Source organism: Roseibium denhamense, from assembly GCF_009711415.1.
GTDB lineage: Bacteria > Pseudomonadota > Alphaproteobacteria > Rhizobiales > Stappiaceae > Roseibium > Roseibium denhamense.
Window position 1 is genome coordinate 402,599 of the sequence record NZ_SMLZ01000116.1, and the last position, 15,684, is coordinate 418,282.

The window sequence follows — 15,684 nt, forward strand, 5'->3', positions numbered from 1 at the left end:
GAAAAACTGGTTTCTGCCGCGCGGACAGTAGCAGCATAAGTCCGGCGGTCAAGCAGCGTCCTGACCCACAGTCTTGACGGCGTCATAACCGGCAAGCGCTGCCTTTCGAGCCTCAGCGTGATCAACGATGGGATTTGGGTAATCCTTACCAAGTGATACGCCAGCCATCTTCAAGACGGCAGGAGGCGCATCAAAGGGCGCGGACAAATGTTCGGTCGGCAGCTCTGCAAGTTCGGGAACCCATTTGCGGACATAAGTGCCCTCCGGATCGAACTTCGCCCCTTGCGTGATCGGATTGAACACCCGGAAATAAGGGGACGCATCCGCGCCGGATCCCGCGACCCACTGCCAGCCGGCCGAATTGTTGGCCAGGTCCGCATCAACAAGCGTGTCGCGGAACCACGCTTCCCCATGCCGCCAGTCGATGCGCAGATGCTTGATCAGAAAGCTGGCTGCAATCATGCGCACCCGGTTGTGCATGTATCCGGTTCGCCAAAGTTCCCGCATGCCCGCATCGACAATCGGATAGCCAGTTAATCCCTTTTGCCAGCGGATCAGGTCTTCACCCGGCTCCTGCCAGGGATACGCGTCAAAGGCCGGGCGCCAGTTGGCTTCCGGCAGTTTCGGGAAGTGATACAAAAGATGATAGGAAAACTCCCGCCAAGCGATCTCGGACAGGAATTTGTGCGCATCATCGGCGAGAGACTTCTTGGCTGCAGCGGCCTGATGGGTTTGATGCCAGACAGAGCGCGGCGAGATTTCGCCAAAGTGAAGATGCGGTGACAGGCGGGACACATTTGGAAGATCCGGCCGGTTGCGCAGGTCTCCATATCCTTGAAGCTCGTTCTGGAGAAAGGTCGTCAGGCGTTGGTGCGCGCCCTCTTCCCCAGGCGACCAAAGCTTTTCCCAGCCGGCCGCCCAGTTCGGCCGGCGCGGTAACAGATCAAGCTCAGTAATCTTGATACCGCCGTCATAGGAGATCGTGTCCAGCTTGTCCGGGGCGGCCAACGGTTCCGGAACAGGCTTCTGCTGGGCACTTTTCCAGAACGGCGTGTAGACTTTAAACGGGCCGCCGCTTTTTGTTTCCATTTCCCAAGGTTCGAACAACAACGACGCCTTGAAGCTTTTGACCTCAAAGCCATCGTCCTTCAAAGAGGACTTAAGATCGGTATCGCGCTGAATGGCCTTCGGTTCATAACAGCGGTTCCAGTAGACAGCCTCCGCGCCAACGTCTTTTGCCATCTGCGGTATCAGATGGCGGGCATCACCTTTCATGATGACCAGGCCGGGCAGCCGTTTCTTTAGTGACTGCAGACTGTGGTGCAGCCACCATTGGCTGGCGCCCCCCAACGGATGACTTTCGCCAGTCTCCTCAGCCGGTTCAAAAATATAGACCGGAAGGATCGGACCACGTTCTGCTGCTTCATGAAGCGCGGGATTGTCGGCAAGCCGCAAGTCCTGCCGGAACCAGACCAGTGTTGTCATTATACCCTATCTCTTTGTCTTGCCTCATGGATACGCAGCCCGGCAGCAGCAGATCAATGTATCAGGCCTGAAAGCCACGCGTTGAACAGCCGACAAAGGCGCGGCGCCAGATTGCGGTAACCTCACTGTTATCGAGATCAATTGACAAAAATAAACTGGAGAGTTTACTTTTCGACGACGTGACATGCCAAACGCGCGGTTTTGATTGAACCGCTGTCGGATCGTGCCGTATGATCATGGCAAGAGGACACAAATGCGGGGAGAAAAACGTGAGCGATGAGGCCATCAAGGTACCGGCGGAAAGTGAACTACCCTTGTCGACCGCCCCTACCCCGATGATCGATCCTTTTGGCCGTGCAGTTACCTATCTGCGGGTCTCGGTCACGGACCGTTGTGATTTCCGGTGTGTCTATTGCATGGCGGAAGACATGACGTTTCTTCCAAAGCGCGAAGTACTCAGCCTTGAGGAACTGGATCGCCTCTGCTCGGCTTTCATTGCCAAGGGTGTCCGCAAGTTGCGTCTGACCGGCGGTGAACCTTTGGTGCGCAAAAACATCATGTCTCTGATCCGCAGCCTTGGACGCCATATCGACACGGGCGCGCTTGAAGAGCTCACCCTGACCACAAACGGGTCTCAGCTCGCCCGGTTCGCGAACGAACTCTATGACTGCGGCGTTCGGCGGATCAATGTTTCCATCGACACGCTGGACCGGGACAAATTCAAGGCCGTGACCCGGTGGGGCGATCTGGACAAGGTGCTGGATGGCATCCGTGCAGCCACCAAGGCCGGTCTGAAGGTCAAGATCAACATGGTCGCGCTGAAAGGCGTGAATGAGCATGAAATCGAGACGATGCTCAAATGGTGCCATGAAAACGGGCATGATCTGACCATGATCGAGACGATGCCTTTGGGCGAAATAGATGGCGACCGGACGGACCAGTACCTTCCGCTTTCAACCGTAAGGGCAAGGCTGTCCGAACGGTTCACCTTGACGGACATTCCCTACAAGACGGGTGGCCCGGCGCGCTACGTCACCATTGAGGAGACCGGCGGCCGCCTCGGCTTCATCACACCGCTCACCCACAATTTTTGCGAAAGTTGCAACCGTGTCCGCGTGACATGCACGGGCCAGCTTTACATGTGCCTAGGTCAGGACGATATGGCGGACCTTAGAGCGCCGCTGCGGGCCTCGGAGGGGAATGAGCTGTTGAGCGACGCGATCGACGAAGCCATTGGCCGCAAGCCCAAAGGACATGATTTCGTGATTGACCGGAAGACCCGCCAGCCCGCGGTCTCACGCCACATGAGCGTTACCGGGGGCTAATCTATCCGGCTTTTGATTTGTATCGATTGTGACGAATAGAAACGGCCCGCGGAACGGGCCGTTTCTTATTCAGCTGCAACAATGGACGACACTCTTGCAGTCACTGGCCTGATCAAAAGCGCAAAAAACAGGCTCAATCCCATCCCAAGTGCCATGACCGCCAGCATCGCCCAGGCGCTGGCCTGCATCAGGCCGCCTGCAAAAGCGGCTGCCACCAATGTTCCGGCAACGGCGCCCAAGCTCATTTGAAGAGATGCAGTCAGGCCCGATGCCGCGCCTGCCAAATCCGGACGGACGCTGACGGCACCTGCGAATCCACTTGGAACACAAAGGCCGTTGCCAAGGCCAAGGATCGCCATGGGCACAAAAAGGGTCAGAGGCGACAGGGCTCCGGCCAGTGTAAATGCGGCCACAAGAGCAATTGCGAACAGGCCCAACCCGGAACCGGCCAGGATCATCGGGACCATACCGAACCGCTGTGTATACCGGCCGGACAGGAAATTGCCGCCAAAATAGCCAAGCGCAACGAAGGTCATATACCCGCCGAGGCCCGCCGGGGAGACGGAGAGAATTTGCGACGCCACAACAGGTGCGCCACCCAGATACGCAAAAAACGTGAACGCACTGAAGCCCACGGTCAGGGCGTAGCACCAATAAAGACGTTCGCGGGTGAGCTGGACGTAGGACCGGATAATCTCACCGGGCCCCGCCTCGCGCCTTGAAAAATGGGTCTCGGGCAGGCCGACAATACTGGCCCAAAGCGCTGCAAATCCCAGACCCAACATCAGGTAAAAGCCGCCCTGCCATCCAAAATAGGGATCAAGAAGACCTCCGATTGCAGGCGCGACCAGCGGCATGACCGTAACGCCCATTGTCAGGTATCCGATCATGCTTGCAGACTGCGCGGGACCGTAGATATCCCGCACCATGGCCCGGCCAAGAACAAGGCCCGTACAGCCGCCGGCAGCCTGGATCACACGGGCAATCATCAGGCTCTCAACGGTGGTCGCCAGCACGCACATCAATGTGCCTAGAACGAACAGCGCCATGCCAAGAACAATGATCGGTTTACGCCCGAACTGATCCGACAGCGGCCCCCAAATGAGTTGTGAAATCGCGATGGCGATCAGATAAGCGGACAAGGTCCACTGAAACTCGTTCGCGGTCGCGGAGAACTCTGTCAGCATGCCATTGATCGAGGGCAGATAAATCTGCATGGCAGCCATGGTGACGGAGGAAACAACAATCAAAACAAGGATGGAAGGCTTACTGCCGGATATGCTCGGCCTAACATCGTCCAAAGCCATACCCCGCTGTCTCCCTGCGCCAACTTGAAACTGCGAGGACAACCTATCCTCGCACTCTACGGGAAGAACTGTAGACCAGGGCTGTGATCCGGACGTGAAATCGTTTTTGATACAGGCTTTACGGCCGTATCACGGCTCATTTCCGACCACACCCATAGAGTGTGGCCCGCAATTGATACATTTATCCGGATGAAGTCGGCAACAGGATGCGATTGCCGCCCTCGTGTTTTCACACCTATTCGAACACAATTTGCGGCGCAGCCCGTGCAGTCGGCCCCGTGTCATCATTGATCGCTGCATAGACCTTTTCAGCGATGTCCCGGTAAATCTTGGAGATCGGTCCATCCGGGTCCGAAATCACGATCGGCATCCCGGCATCCGATGTCTCCCGGACCTTCATGGTCAGCGGAACCTCGCCAAGGAATGGTACCTTTAACCGGTCGGCTTCCGCCCGCGCACCGCCATGCCCAAAGATATCCTGGCGGCTGCCGCAATCAGGACACAGGAAATAGCTCATGTTCTCGATAACTCCGAGAACCGGGACATCGACCTTCTTGAACATGTTCAAACCCTTCCGGGCATCGATGAGCGCAAGGTCCTGCGGTGTCGAGACGATAACCGCTCCGGCAAGCGGCACCTGCTGGGCCATGGTCAGTTGCGCATCCCCGGTCCCCGGCGGCATATCGACGATCAGCACGTCAAGCTCTCCCCAGGCAACTTCGCGCAGCATCTGTGTCAGTGCGGAAATCACCATGGGTCCGCGCCAGATCATGGGCGTTTCCTCTTCCACCATGAACCCCATGGACATGACCTTGATGCCATGGCCTTCCAGCGGTTTCAGCATCCGGCCTTCAAGTGCCTCGGGCCTGCCGGACACATTGAAGAGGCGCGGCACCGACGGCCCGTAGATGTCGGCATCCAAAACCCCGACCTTCACGCCGTTGGCCGCAAGGCCCAGCGCGAGGTTAGCGGATGTGGTGGACTTGCCGACACCGCCTTTTCCCGAGGCGACTGCGACAATGTTCTTGATGCCCGGGACCCCGGGCTTTGCCGGAGCTTTTTCTTGAGCCGGACGGGCCTGTGCCGAAACTGGCGGGCGCGGGGGTGGCGGCGGTGGAGGTGTTTTCCCTGCCCCTGCTTGCCGTTCGGCTGTCAAAGCCACCATGGCGGTTTCGATACCGTCGACTTCCTTTACGACTTTCTCGGCCGCCTGTCTCAGCGGTTCCAGCTCCTGAGCACGCTCGGCCGGGACCGTGATTGAAAAAGCGACGCGGCCGTCGGAGACAAAGATGTCGGAGACCAGACCGAGCGTGATAATATCGCTCTCAAGATCCGGCCCCTTTATCTGCTTGAGCCGTTCGGTTACGGCAGCTTTCAGGCTTTCGCTCATTCAATATTCCCATCAAGTCGGATCCCGGAACCGAAACCCAAGCTCAACCAGGTTCAGGCAAAGCTTTGGATTGGCAGGCGCCGTGTTTCCACATTTCATGCTGGATCAACACATAAAATCCCGTTGAACACGATACAAGCCCGGTCACAGCTGGCCGCGCCGATTTTGGCTGAAACCAACCGGCCTCATAGCAGCGGTTCTGGAAAAGGCAGGCGCCGGTTGCATTAGAATGCCCAAACAAGAGGACTTTCGTCATCCTTGCCAAACCAACAAGCAACGGTATTGTCACGTGTCCTTCCTGACCAACGCGCCGCCAAGGCGTTTCCAAACTCTCCGAGGATTTCATGCCGGTCTGCCTGATTACCGCGACGAATCGCGGCATTGGATTCGAACTTGCCAAGGAAGCCCTGCGCACTGGCTGGACCGTCTATGGTTCCGTCCGCAGCGATGACATGGCCAGGACAACACAAGATGCCCTTGGCGACGGTTTCACGCCCCTCATCTTCGACGTTACCGACCATGATGCGGTCAAGAGAACAGCCGGCACTCTGAGCATCGCGGTTGATCTGTTGATCAACAATGCCGGCATCATCGGCCCAAAGCGGCAACTGCCACTCGACATGGATTTTGATGGTTTCCGCCAGACCCTTGAAATCAACACGCTTGCGCCGCTTGCGATCACCCAGGCCTTCCTTCCGCATCTGCGCAAATCCAGCAGTCCCAAGATCATTACAATCTCCAGCCAGATGTCCTGGATGGGCTACCGTAAACCGGACACACTCGCCTACCGGGCGTCCAAGGTGGCCGTGAACAAGGTCATGCAGGGACTTGCAAGTGAACTGGAACCGGACGGAATTCCCGTCGCCGTTGTCGACCCCGGCTGGGTGCGGACGGATATGGGCGGTCCGGCCGCTGACAATTGTCCCGAAGATGTCGCAAAAGGCATTTTGAAAACGGCAGTTGATCTGGATATCTCCGGCACCGGCAAATTCTTCAAGTGGTCGGGCGAAGAGCGGCCTTTCTAGTCACCTGTCTCAGAAAATCGGTTCCTGTCCCGGCATGCGCTGAATGACCTTCAGAATCACCAAGAACACGTGCATGTTTATGCTTCTAGTGCGGTTGCCGGAATTGAAATCCGCTCTGGAAGCTGGCTCAAGTGTGGGACGGATTTCAGTTTCACCACACGAGCGCGTCCCAACCATCTAAGCCCCACTCACAGGATAAAAACCATGGCCTGGCCCACCCCCGTCACGCTGACCGGTACGTTCGCATCGCTTGCCCCGCTTTCGCACACTCATGCGGCGGACCTTTCCGAAGCTGCCGCTGAAAACGACCTTTGGAAACTCTGGTACACGAGTGTGCCGCACCCGGACAAAGTGGCGGCTGAAATCGAGAGGCGTTTATCCCTGCAAAATGACGGGTCCATGCTGCCCTTTGCTGTACTGGACCCAACGGGCAAGGCGGTCGGCATGACCACCTTCATGAACATTGATGCGACCCACAAGCGCGTTGAAATTGGCTCGACCTGGTACCGGACATCGGTGCAGCGAACGCCCCTCAACACCCAGTGCAAGCGGCTTCTCTTAACCCATGCGTTTGAAGACCTCGACTGCATTGCGGTCGAGTTCCGCACGCACTTCATGAACAGGCAGAGCCGGACCGCAATCGAGCGGCTGGGCGCGAAACTCGACGGCGTCTTGAGGTCACACCAAAGAACGCCGGATGGAGCGCTCCGGGACACGGCCGTTTATTCGATTCTCCCGCATGAATGGCCAGCCGTAAGGACCAGTCTTGATTTCAAGCTCAACAGCGTCGCTTAGATCGGTGGGCGATGAATCGGATCCGAATGAACGGCAGAAACTGATCGATTCTTAAGGGGGCGAGCAGCTTTGGGCGTTTTCAGCAAAACGCCCGATTCTCTAACTGCTTTTCCACATAAAGAAGTGGCGATGTTGTTTTGCACAGGTTTGTTGGAAGCTTTCCAGCAAACCAGATCGCCTAGGAACTGACAACTTCCAGGAAGCCACCGAAACGTCGGCCTATTCTTCGAATTTGATTAAAATTTTAAGCAAATGTGAGGAATTGAGTCGCAAGCTGGTTCCATCTGGAAAAGGATGGGACACGCTATGGAACTTTACCGGGCCTGCTACCGCAGCAAGATCAGATGGGATGAGATGCGTTTGGCTTTGCCGGACGAAATAGATCGCACTCTGTTGAGAATTCGCCGCATCAACCGCAAGGCCGGTGTGACCGGGGCATTGCTTCTGGTTGATCAGCATATTGTGCAGGTGCTTGAGGGCCACACCGGTCCCGTGCTTGATACAGTCTATTGTGTCATGAACGACCCCCGCCTGGAAAACATCGAAGGCATCATTCACGAGCCTGCCGATTACCGCATGTTTCCAAATTCCCTGATGTTTTTCCGGGATCTGACGGATGGTCTTGCTGCAGCCAAACATCCGGTGCTGCGGCCTCTTCTGGACCACCCCGGTGAGGTCACCCGCGATGAGGCATATCTCGCGCTGAGCCACTTTGCATGTGAACTTCAGGAAGGCCGCCTGACGAACGACATGCTGATGATCTGATTGGATCGCCGCCTTGCGGTGATGAGAACGGATCGGGCGCAATCTGATCTGTTCAGACGTTCCTGCGCCGGTTTAGTGTGATCGTCCCACCTTTTCGCGGATCACACGATGCCGGCTGCTCCTCAAACACTGATCCCACCGTCCTATCAGGCTGCATCAGCCGGCGTCTTGGCCGCTTTGGTCGGCTTCGCAAGCTCCTTTGCGATTGTCATTCAGGGCCTCAGCGCAGCAGGCGCTTCGCAACCAGAGGCGACCAGCGGTCTGATGGTCCTTTCCATCACCATGGGCATCAGTGCAATCGTTGCTTCATTCTGGTTCAAGATACCGGCCTCCTTCGCCTGGTCCACTCCTGGCGCGGCCCTCCTTGCGACATCCGGTCAACTAGACGGCGGCTTCAGCGCGGCGGTCGGCGCGTTTCTCGTTTGCGGCTTTTTGATCACCGCCGCAGGCTTGGTCCGGCCGTTCGGCCGGGCTGTCGCTGCAATCCCCTCGCCTTTGGCAAACGCCATGCTGGCCGGTGTTCTGTTCGGGCTCTGCCTCGCGCCGGTCAAAGCGGTTTCCCAGCTTCCTTTCGAGGCGTTGCTTGTCATCGGCGTTTGGGCTGTTGCCTTCAAGTTCCTCCGCTTGTTCGCGGTGCCGCTTGCCATGATCTCCACTTTTGCCGTTGGTCTTTCCAGCGGCCCTCCGCTGCAGTTTCAGACTGGCGGTTTGATCACCGAACCGATCCTTGTTCTTCCGACCTTCAGTCTTGAGGCCATTGTCAGTATCGGCCTGCCCCTGTTTATCGTGACAATGGCCTCTCAGAACATTCCCGGCATCGCGGTGCTCCGGGCCTATGGCTACCAGCCGCGGACAGGGTCCCTTTTCACGATTTCCGGGATCTTCAGCCTGCTGTCAGCCCCCTTTGGTGGCCACGCCGTAAATCTAGCCGCAATTACCGCGGCCATGTGCGCCAACGAAGACGCGCACCCCGATCCTGCGCAGCGGTATTGGGCCGCTATCACCGGCGGCATTGTCTACATCCTGTTTGGGCTTTTTGCCGGAGTGGTCATGACGCTGGTCGCCGCAACGCCAGCCATCCTGATCGAAGCGGTAGCCGGCCTTGCGCTTCTCGGTGCGCTGGCCTTTTCCATCAGCGAGGCCACGAAGGACGCAGCAACGCGCGACAGCGCGATCATCACCTTTGCCGTGACGGCCTCCGGGATCAGTTTCCTGGGTGTTTCCGGGGCCTTTTGGGGCCTGTTGGCAGGCGGCGCCTTTTTGGCACTGACCACCAAAAAGGCGTGAGAAATGCGGTCCTTGCGTTCAATGCCTGCAGCACCATAATCTTTAAATGCTGACTCGCATGGGAGAGACTGGAAGTGACCGGCCCGTACATTCTGCAACCCGACCCGTCCGATCCGGCTCTGTCCACCGAAGTGCCCGGCATTGATCAGACCGGTGCCCCGGTGATGACCAAGGTGGTGACCGAAAAGCCTTTGACGCTTTACCTCAACTCCCAGGAAGTGGTCACCATGATGACGATCGGGGACCATCCGGATCTGCTTGCAGTCGGCTATCTCAAGAATCAGAACATGCTTTCTGACACCGATGTGATCACGGGGATCGACTATGACGACGATCTCGAGGTGGTGGTCGTCAGGACGGAACAGGAAACGAATTTCGAAGACAAGATGAAAAAGAAGGTCCGGACGTCCGGCTGTGCCCAGGGCACGGTGTTCGGAGATGTCATGGAGGGCTTCGACAGGATCGATCTGCCGGCGAATGCCAAGATCAAGACATCCTGGCTTTATCACCTTGCCAAGACCATCAACATGACCCCGTCGCTCTATCTGGAAGCGGGCGCGATTCACGGCTGTGTGCTTTGTCAGGAGGACAAGCCGCTTGTCTACATGGAGGACGTCGGACGGCACAACGCAGTCGACAAAATTGCCGGCTGGATGATGCTCAACAAGATACCCGCCGGAGACAAGATCTTTTACACGACCGGACGGCTAACGTCTGAAATGGTCATCAAGACGGTGATGATGGGCATTCCGGTTCTGGTCTCAAGGTCGGGGTTCACGGCTTGGGGCGTCGAGCTTGCGCAAAAGGCGGGCCTGACACTGATCGGCCGCGCGCGCGGCAAACGATTTGTAGCCCTTGCGGGCAATGAACGGATTGAATTTGACATGAACCCGGATCTCGCGGGCGACGAACCGGAAAACGCCAGGCGCAAAGGGAGCATGGCCGCGGAATGACACTCGGAAGCAGCCCTTTGATCCCGGCGCAACTATTGGGATGCGTGCTTGCCGGCGGTCAGTCCCGGCGCATGGGCGGCGGCGACAAGACCCTTGTCGATCTCGGCGGCAAAACGATGCTGGAAATCATCCTCAACCGCCTGCGCCCTCAAATCGGATCCATCATCCTCAACGCCAATGGGGATCCGAAGCGTTTTTCTGAATTCGGACTGCCGGTCGTTTCCGATCCGGTTGGTGAGTATGCGGGGCCCTTGGCCGGCGTTCTGGCGGGCCTGACCTATGCGCGGGATGAAATGCCGGATGTGACACATGTGGTCTCAATTGCCGGCGATACCCCCTTCTTCCCGGCGGATCTGGTCACTGCCATGGCAGCGTCAGTGCCCGGCAACAAACCTGTGATCGCATTGGCCTCCTCGTCAAACAAGCTCCATCCGGTCTTTGGGCTCTGGCCTGTCGCCCTTATTGATGATTTGACCGAATGGCTGGAAACAGGAAAAAGCGGCAAGGTACTGGCGTTTGTCGACCGTCATGACAGTGTCGAGGTTGCGTTCGCCCCCGACCCAGAAACCGGCCTCGATCCGTTTTTCAATGCGAACCGTCCGGAAGATCTGTCTGAAGTCCGCCGCCTTCTCAGTCAGGAAGCATCATGAACAACACTCCTGTCTTTGGCGTGACCGGATGGAAGAACTCCGGCAAGACGCAGCTTGTTACAAGCCTCATTGCCGAGTTCACGCAACGCGGCTTGAAAGTGTCCACGATCAAACACGCGCACCATAACTTTGATATCGACCGCCCGGGTGCTGACAGCTACCGCCACCGGGAAGCGGGCGCCAGTGAAGTGGCCTTGGTTTCCGGGCGGCGATGGGCCTTGATGCATGAATTGCGGGATGAAGACGAACCGCCGCTGGAGGCGATCCTGCCGCGTCTTGCCCCGTGTGACCTTATCCTGATCGAAGGATACAAGCGCGAGAACCATCCGAAAATCGAAGCCCGCCGCCGGGAGAGTTTCGACAAGGGCCCGCTGACAAAGACGGACCCCAACATTCTCGCCATCGCAGCCGACCACGATGTGCCAGGAGAAAGTGTGACCATCTTCGATTTGAATGACATCAATGCCATCGCCGATTTCATTCAATCCCATCTCGGCCTGAAAGGTACATCCCAATGACCGGTCCGGCACTGCTGAACGACTGCTTCCTGCACGATAAGGACCGTCTACGCCACCAGGAGGCCCTGGACATTCTCAAGAGCCGGGTCTCGCGGGTCACGGAAACCGAGATCGTCCGGCTTGAAGAGGCTTATGGGCGGATTGCTGCGCAGCCGCTCAAGGCACCCCGCAACATTCCACTGGCCGATAACTCGGCGGTCGACGGCTATGCGTTCCGGCATGCCGATCATGAAGAAGCTGGCGGGTTTTTCCCATTGCAGAACCGTGTTTCTGCCGGACACCCGAGTGAGACCGCGCTTGCCCCCTGGGCCGCCATGCAGATCTTTACCGGCGCCGTCATGCCGGAAGGCGCTGACACGGTTGCCATGCAGGAAGACTGTGAACGGCACACGCAGGACGGCAGGGAGTTCGTGATCGTTCCGCAGGGGCTCAAGCCGGGCGCGAACTGCCGCAAGGCAGGTGAAGATGTGTCCGAAGGCACGGAGATCTTGTCGGAAAAAAGCTGGCTCCGGCCACAGGATCTTGCTGGAATTGCCTCAACGGGTACGGCCGAGCTGAGCGTTTTCAAGAAACTGCGCGTGGCCCTCGTCTCAACCGGGGACGAACTCCGCCGCCCCGGAAAACTGATAACCGTGGGCGATGTTTACGACAGCAACCATTTCCTCTTGCGCGGCCTAGCTCAATCCCTCCCCGTGGACATCGAAGACCTAGGGATCTTGAAGGACGACGGTGATTTGGTGGAAGCCATCTTGAGAGATGCAGCGGAACGCTTTGACGTCATCCTGACAACGGGGGGCGCAAGCCGGGGCGAGGAAGACCACGTGCTTGCGGCACTCGACCGGCTGGGCCAACGTCACATGTGGCAGCTGGCGATCAAACCAGGCAGGCCCATGATGTTCGGACAAATTGGAAACTGCACCCTGCTGGGCCTTCCCGGAAACCCGGTCGCGGCCATGGTGTGTTTTCTGCTCTACGCCCGCCCCGTCATGAGCGTTCTTGCGGGTGGCCCGTTTCTCGAGCCGCAACGCTTTCAAATGCCCGCCGGTTTCGACGTGCCGAAGAAGAAGCCGGACCGCCGCGAGTTCTACCGCGGTTTTTTGAAAACAGAGGCGGGCGGCACGGTGACCGCTCACAAGTTCGAGCGGGATGGGTCGGGTCTGATATCCGGCCTTAGGGCCGCTGATGGATTAATCGAAATACCGGAAGAAACCGTCTCGGTCCGCAAGGGTGACACGGTTACGTTTCTCCCATTTTCAGGCATGGGCATCCTTTGACGCGCAACACGGCAGACAACCCGCCGTGTTGCATCGTCTCAACGTCAGAACGTGTAGGGCCAATCCGCCGCCGCGAACCGGTAGCCATCTCCGTCCCGTGTTACGTATCCAAAGCCAGGGAACGGAATATGCATGCCCGCGAACAGAACCCGGTCGCTGGCCGCTTCGTCGAAAAACGCTTTCCGTGCGGCAACAGCCTGTGCGGGATCGATGTCGAAACCGATCGCCCATTCCGGCTTCGCGAACTGATAGACCGCTGCATGGAGGATGTCGCCAGCAATAATCAGCCGCTCGCCGTCGCTGTCGATCACATATCCGGTGTGTCCCGGCGTATGGCCCGGCATCGCTTTCGCCGTGATCCCGGGCAGGATCTCCTTGTCGCCCTTGAACAGTGTTTCGGTTGAACTGTAGGCATCAGCCGCCGCGCGTGCGCCCAGGAAGAACGGTTTGAACTGTTCCGGAGCCGCATTCATGTTGGCATCGTCATACCAGAAGGCCTTGTCGGTTTCGGGCATGATCAATTCGGCATTCGGGAAGGCCTTTTGCCCGTCCGGCGTCAGGACACCAAACAGATGATCGGGATGAAGGTGCGTAATGAGGACCGCGTCAATTTGGTCGGGCGTCACACCTGCGGCGGTCAAGGCTTTGCCAAGATGACCAAGCGTCGGCCCCATCTTGTCGGACGTACCAGCGTCGATCAGAACCAGCTTGTCCCCGGTATTGACCAAATAGGCGCTGACCGGGCCGGTCAGATCGGTCCCTTCAACGAAGGCTGCCTCACGAAGTTTGGCCGCTTCCGCGTCATCCAGTCCGACGAACAAATCCGGGCCCAGTTGCAAAAATCCATCGAGCAAAGCTGTCACTTCGAAGGAGCCAACCTTCCGGCGCAGCGCACCGGCCATGGGACTTCCGGCAAGCGGGGCTGCGGCGTTTGCGGTTCCCGCAGCAAGGGTGAGCTCGCCCAGGGCACCGACAGCCGTTCCTCCGGCAAGGGCTGCGCCAAAAAAGCCGCGGCGGCTCAGGCCAAGTGTTTCTAGGGTCATTTGATTCTCCGGTCGTACTGAAATCGGTCAGAAAGCCTCCGGTGGGAGGCCATACGTCTATAGATCGATTTATTATTCTGGATTTTGAAGAGGCCTATGATTTATATGAGATCTAATTTTTTCTTATGAATGATGCGCATCGCGCGCCTTGGAGATTACATGGACAAACTCAGCGCATTGACCAGCTTTGTGCAGGCAATCCGCCTTGGAAGTTTTTCGGCCGCCGCCTCTGATCTCGGGGTATCGCAGCCCGCAGTCAGCCAACAAGTGCGCGCCCTGGAGGAGGATATCGGGACCCGGCTCATCAACCGGACCACCCGGCGATTGTCCCTCACTGAGGCCGGAGAGCGCTATTACGCTTATGCGTGCGACATCGTCGAGCGTATCGCGGAGGCAGACCGGTCGGTCCAAAGCACAGACGCCCAAATGAGCGGCCGGTTGACCGTGAGCCTTCCCTACGGATTTGCCGAAACGGTCCTTGCCGATTTCCTGATCGCGTTCAAGAGATCATATCCAGACATCTATTTCGACGTGCAGCTCTCGGACGCAATTGTCGACCTGCAAACAGAACGGGTCGACCTTGCGATCCGGATGGGAGTCATTCAGGACGACAAATTGATTGTCAAGAAACTCGGAGATGCTCAACGCTGTCTCGTTGCAGCCCCCGCTTACCTGGACACGGCCGGCCGGCCAAACGAGCCAGCCGACCTTAAAGACAAGGATTTTCTTCTCTATCCCCATATGGCGGAAAAAGGCCTGTTGCCGCTTCATGGCAGCTGCGGACGGCACATCTCCGTTCCGGTCAAGCCGGTGATGGTCATCAACAATTCGGCAACGCTGCGCCACGCAGCGCTCGGCGGACTTGGCATTTGCCCGGCCCTGCGCTGGCTGGCCGAGCCCTATCTTCAGTCGGGAGAGCTGGAGATCGTTCTGGAGGACTGGATGTCGGACCCACATCCTGTCCACGCCATCTACCCGTCCAACCGGTTCATTCCCTTAAAGGTGCGCCGGTTCGTGGCTGATCTTGAGACTTATATGACCGCAAAAGGCGCTTTTTCGCGTACCACGACGGCCGTGGCGGCAGAGTAAGCTTCAGATCTCGTCTTCAGCTACGATCCAGGTTTCCTTCAAGGCGTCAGTGCGCCACTCGCGCCAGGCTTTCGTACCTGTCATCGCGGCGCGGTACGTGGCGAAAACCGCGTGATCGGTGAGCGAATAGGTTTCAAACCGGCTGACGACTGGTGCGTACATGGCATCTGCGATTGTGAAGGATCCAAACAAGAAAGGTCCCCCGGACGCCTCCAGGCATTCGGACCAGATGCTCAGGATACGCGCGACATCTGACTTCACCCTATCATTGACAGCCAGTGTTTCAACGGGCCGGCGCATGTTCATCGGGCAGGCTTGCCTGAGCGCGCCAAAGCCCGAGTGCATCTCAGCTGAAATGGCACGGGCATGCGCACGTGCGCTTCTATCCTCCGGCCAAAGGCCTTTGCCGGGAAAAACATCGGCCAGATATTCCAGAATCGCCAGGCTGTCCCAAACCGTCAGCTCGCCATGCTTGAGCACCGGCACCTTCATGCTCGGCGAAAAGTCGCGGAATTCCGGATTTCCGTTCTCAAAATCAAACGGGACAAGGACCTCTTCGAAGGGAATGTCCTTTTCAACAAGCGCAATCCAGGGTCTGAATGACCAGGAAGAATAGTTTTTGTTGCCAATAAAAAGCTTGAAGTCAGACATCCATATCTCCTGATTGGATTGCAACTCGACCACTGGCAGCGAGCCTTGTCTGCATCTGATTAGGGCCGTTTGATTTCTTCATCAAATTCAATCCTTTCATGAGAACCATTCAGATCGTGGATGGGTA

At 57.6% G+C, this 15,684-nt stretch carries 15 protein-coding genes; 10 read left to right on the plus strand and 5 right to left on the minus strand.

The window, feature by feature from the left end; translation table 11 throughout:
• Positions 1-48: 48 nt before the first annotated feature.
• The gene (locus E1180_RS21725; RefSeq protein WP_155194787.1) at positions 49-1,485 is read right to left on the minus strand and encodes a cryptochrome/photolyase family protein; all 1,437 of its coding nucleotides are present in this window, start codon (positions 1,483-1,485) and stop codon (positions 49-51) included.
• A gap of 236 nt (positions 1,486-1,721) precedes the next feature.
• On the opposite strand from E1180_RS21725, the gene moaA reads away from it, so the two are divergent.
• Complete coding sequence (gene moaA / locus E1180_RS21730; RefSeq protein ID WP_155194943.1) at positions 1,722-2,810, plus strand: GTP 3',8-cyclase MoaA; 1,089 nt, start codon at positions 1,722-1,724, stop codon at positions 2,808-2,810.
• Between the two features lie 65 nt (positions 2,811-2,875).
• Here the strand turns inward: moaA and E1180_RS21735 are convergent, their stop codons facing one another.
• Positions 2,876-4,117, minus strand: coding sequence for a multidrug effflux MFS transporter (locus tag E1180_RS21735; protein ID WP_155194788.1), 1,242 nt, complete (start codon positions 4,115-4,117; stop codon positions 2,876-2,878).
• A gap of 235 nt (positions 4,118-4,352) precedes the next feature.
• Entirely contained in the window at positions 4,353-5,507 is a 1,155-nt protein-coding gene (apbC, locus tag E1180_RS21740; protein WP_155194790.1) for an iron-sulfur cluster carrier protein ApbC, read from the minus strand.
• Positions 5,508-5,851: 344 nt separating this feature from the next.
• Between apbC and E1180_RS21745 the strand changes: the two genes are divergently transcribed.
• The 8 genes from E1180_RS21745 (at position 5,852) to E1180_RS21780 (ending at position 12,774) form a co-directional block, all read left to right on the plus strand.
• On the plus strand, positions 5,852-6,532 hold the full coding sequence (locus E1180_RS21745) for an SDR family oxidoreductase (RefSeq protein ID WP_155194792.1): 681 nt from the start codon (positions 5,852-5,854) through the stop codon (positions 6,530-6,532).
• A 204-nt stretch (positions 6,533-6,736) separates the two neighbouring features.
• Positions 6,737-7,327, plus strand: a complete 591-nt coding sequence (locus tag E1180_RS21750) for a GNAT family N-acetyltransferase (protein ID WP_155194794.1) — start codon at positions 6,737-6,739, stop codon at positions 7,325-7,327.
• A gap of 306 nt (positions 7,328-7,633) precedes the next feature.
• Positions 7,634-8,092 (plus strand): BLUF domain-containing protein, encoded by a 459-nt coding sequence (locus tag E1180_RS21755; RefSeq protein ID WP_155194796.1) that lies wholly within the window; start codon positions 7,634-7,636, stop codon positions 8,090-8,092.
• A 108-nt stretch (positions 8,093-8,200) separates the two neighbouring features.
• Entirely contained in the window at positions 8,201-9,379 is a 1,179-nt protein-coding gene (locus tag E1180_RS21760) for a benzoate/H(+) symporter BenE family transporter (protein WP_155194798.1), read from the plus strand.
• 74 nt (positions 9,380-9,453) lie between these two features.
• On the plus strand, positions 9,454-10,332 hold the full coding sequence (gene fdhD / locus E1180_RS21765) for a formate dehydrogenase accessory sulfurtransferase FdhD (RefSeq protein ID WP_283404446.1): 879 nt from the start codon (positions 9,454-9,456) through the stop codon (positions 10,330-10,332).
• Positions 10,333-10,352: 20 nt separating this feature from the next.
• The gene (gene mobA / locus E1180_RS21770; RefSeq protein WP_283404486.1) at positions 10,353-10,982 is read left to right on the plus strand and encodes a molybdenum cofactor guanylyltransferase MobA; all 630 of its coding nucleotides are present in this window, start codon (positions 10,353-10,355) and stop codon (positions 10,980-10,982) included.
• Positions 10,979-11,500: a molybdopterin-guanine dinucleotide biosynthesis protein B gene (gene mobB, locus E1180_RS21775; protein ID WP_155194804.1), complete on the plus strand. Its 522-nt coding sequence runs from the start codon at positions 10,979-10,981 to the stop codon at positions 11,498-11,500. Before mobA ends, mobB begins: the two co-directional genes overlap by 4 nt.
• Positions 11,497-12,774: a molybdopterin molybdotransferase MoeA gene (locus E1180_RS21780; protein ID WP_155194807.1), complete on the plus strand. Its 1,278-nt coding sequence runs from the start codon at positions 11,497-11,499 to the stop codon at positions 12,772-12,774. The genes mobB and E1180_RS21780 overlap by 4 nt, the downstream gene beginning before the upstream one ends.
• A gap of 44 nt (positions 12,775-12,818) precedes the next feature.
• Here the strand turns inward: E1180_RS21780 and E1180_RS21785 are convergent, their stop codons facing one another.
• Positions 12,819-13,817, minus strand: a complete 999-nt coding sequence (locus tag E1180_RS21785; RefSeq protein WP_155194809.1) for an MBL fold metallo-hydrolase — start codon at positions 13,815-13,817, stop codon at positions 12,819-12,821.
• Positions 13,818-13,976: 159 nt separating this feature from the next.
• Between E1180_RS21785 and E1180_RS21790 the strand changes: the two genes are divergently transcribed.
• Positions 13,977-14,906 carry a LysR family transcriptional regulator gene (locus tag E1180_RS21790; RefSeq protein ID WP_155194811.1) on the plus strand — a complete coding sequence of 310 codons (930 nt, stop codon included), beginning with the start codon at positions 13,977-13,979 and terminating at the stop codon, positions 14,904-14,906.
• A gap of 3 nt (positions 14,907-14,909) precedes the next feature.
• Here the strand turns inward: E1180_RS21790 and E1180_RS21795 are convergent, their stop codons facing one another.
• Positions 14,910-15,557, minus strand: a complete 648-nt coding sequence (locus tag E1180_RS21795; protein ID WP_155194813.1) for a glutathione S-transferase family protein — start codon at positions 15,555-15,557, stop codon at positions 14,910-14,912.
• Positions 15,558-15,684 lie beyond the last annotated feature (127 nt).

Coding starts and splice junctions, on each gene's coding strand:
- E1180_RS21725 (WP_155194787.1), bottom strand. CDS start 1,485: ATGACAACACTGGTCTGGTTCCGGCAGGACTTGCGGCTTGCCGACAAT.
- moaA (WP_155194943.1), top strand. CDS start 1,722: ATGGCAAGAGGACACAAATGCGGGGAGAAAAACGTGAGCGATGAGGCC.
- E1180_RS21735 (WP_155194788.1), bottom strand. CDS start 4,117: ATGGCTTTGGACGATGTTAGGCCGAGCATATCCGGCAGTAAGCCTTCC.
- apbC (WP_155194790.1), bottom strand. CDS start 5,507: ATGAGCGAAAGCCTGAAAGCTGCCGTAACCGAACGGCTCAAGCAGATA.
- E1180_RS21745 (WP_155194792.1), top strand. CDS start 5,852: ATGCCGGTCTGCCTGATTACCGCGACGAATCGCGGCATTGGATTCGAA.
- E1180_RS21750 (WP_155194794.1), top strand. CDS start 6,737: ATGGCCTGGCCCACCCCCGTCACGCTGACCGGTACGTTCGCATCGCTT.
- E1180_RS21755 (WP_155194796.1), top strand. CDS start 7,634: ATGGAACTTTACCGGGCCTGCTACCGCAGCAAGATCAGATGGGATGAG.
- E1180_RS21760 (WP_155194798.1), top strand. CDS start 8,201: ATGCCGGCTGCTCCTCAAACACTGATCCCACCGTCCTATCAGGCTGCA.
- mobB (WP_155194804.1), top strand. CDS start 10,979: ATGAACAACACTCCTGTCTTTGGCGTGACCGGATGGAAGAACTCCGGC.
- E1180_RS21780 (WP_155194807.1), top strand. CDS start 11,497: ATGACCGGTCCGGCACTGCTGAACGACTGCTTCCTGCACGATAAGGAC.
- E1180_RS21785 (WP_155194809.1), bottom strand. CDS start 13,817: ATGACCCTAGAAACACTTGGCCTGAGCCGCCGCGGCTTTTTTGGCGCA.
- E1180_RS21790 (WP_155194811.1), top strand. CDS start 13,977: ATGGACAAACTCAGCGCATTGACCAGCTTTGTGCAGGCAATCCGCCTT.
- E1180_RS21795 (WP_155194813.1), bottom strand. CDS start 15,557: ATGTCTGACTTCAAGCTTTTTATTGGCAACAAAAACTATTCTTCCTGG.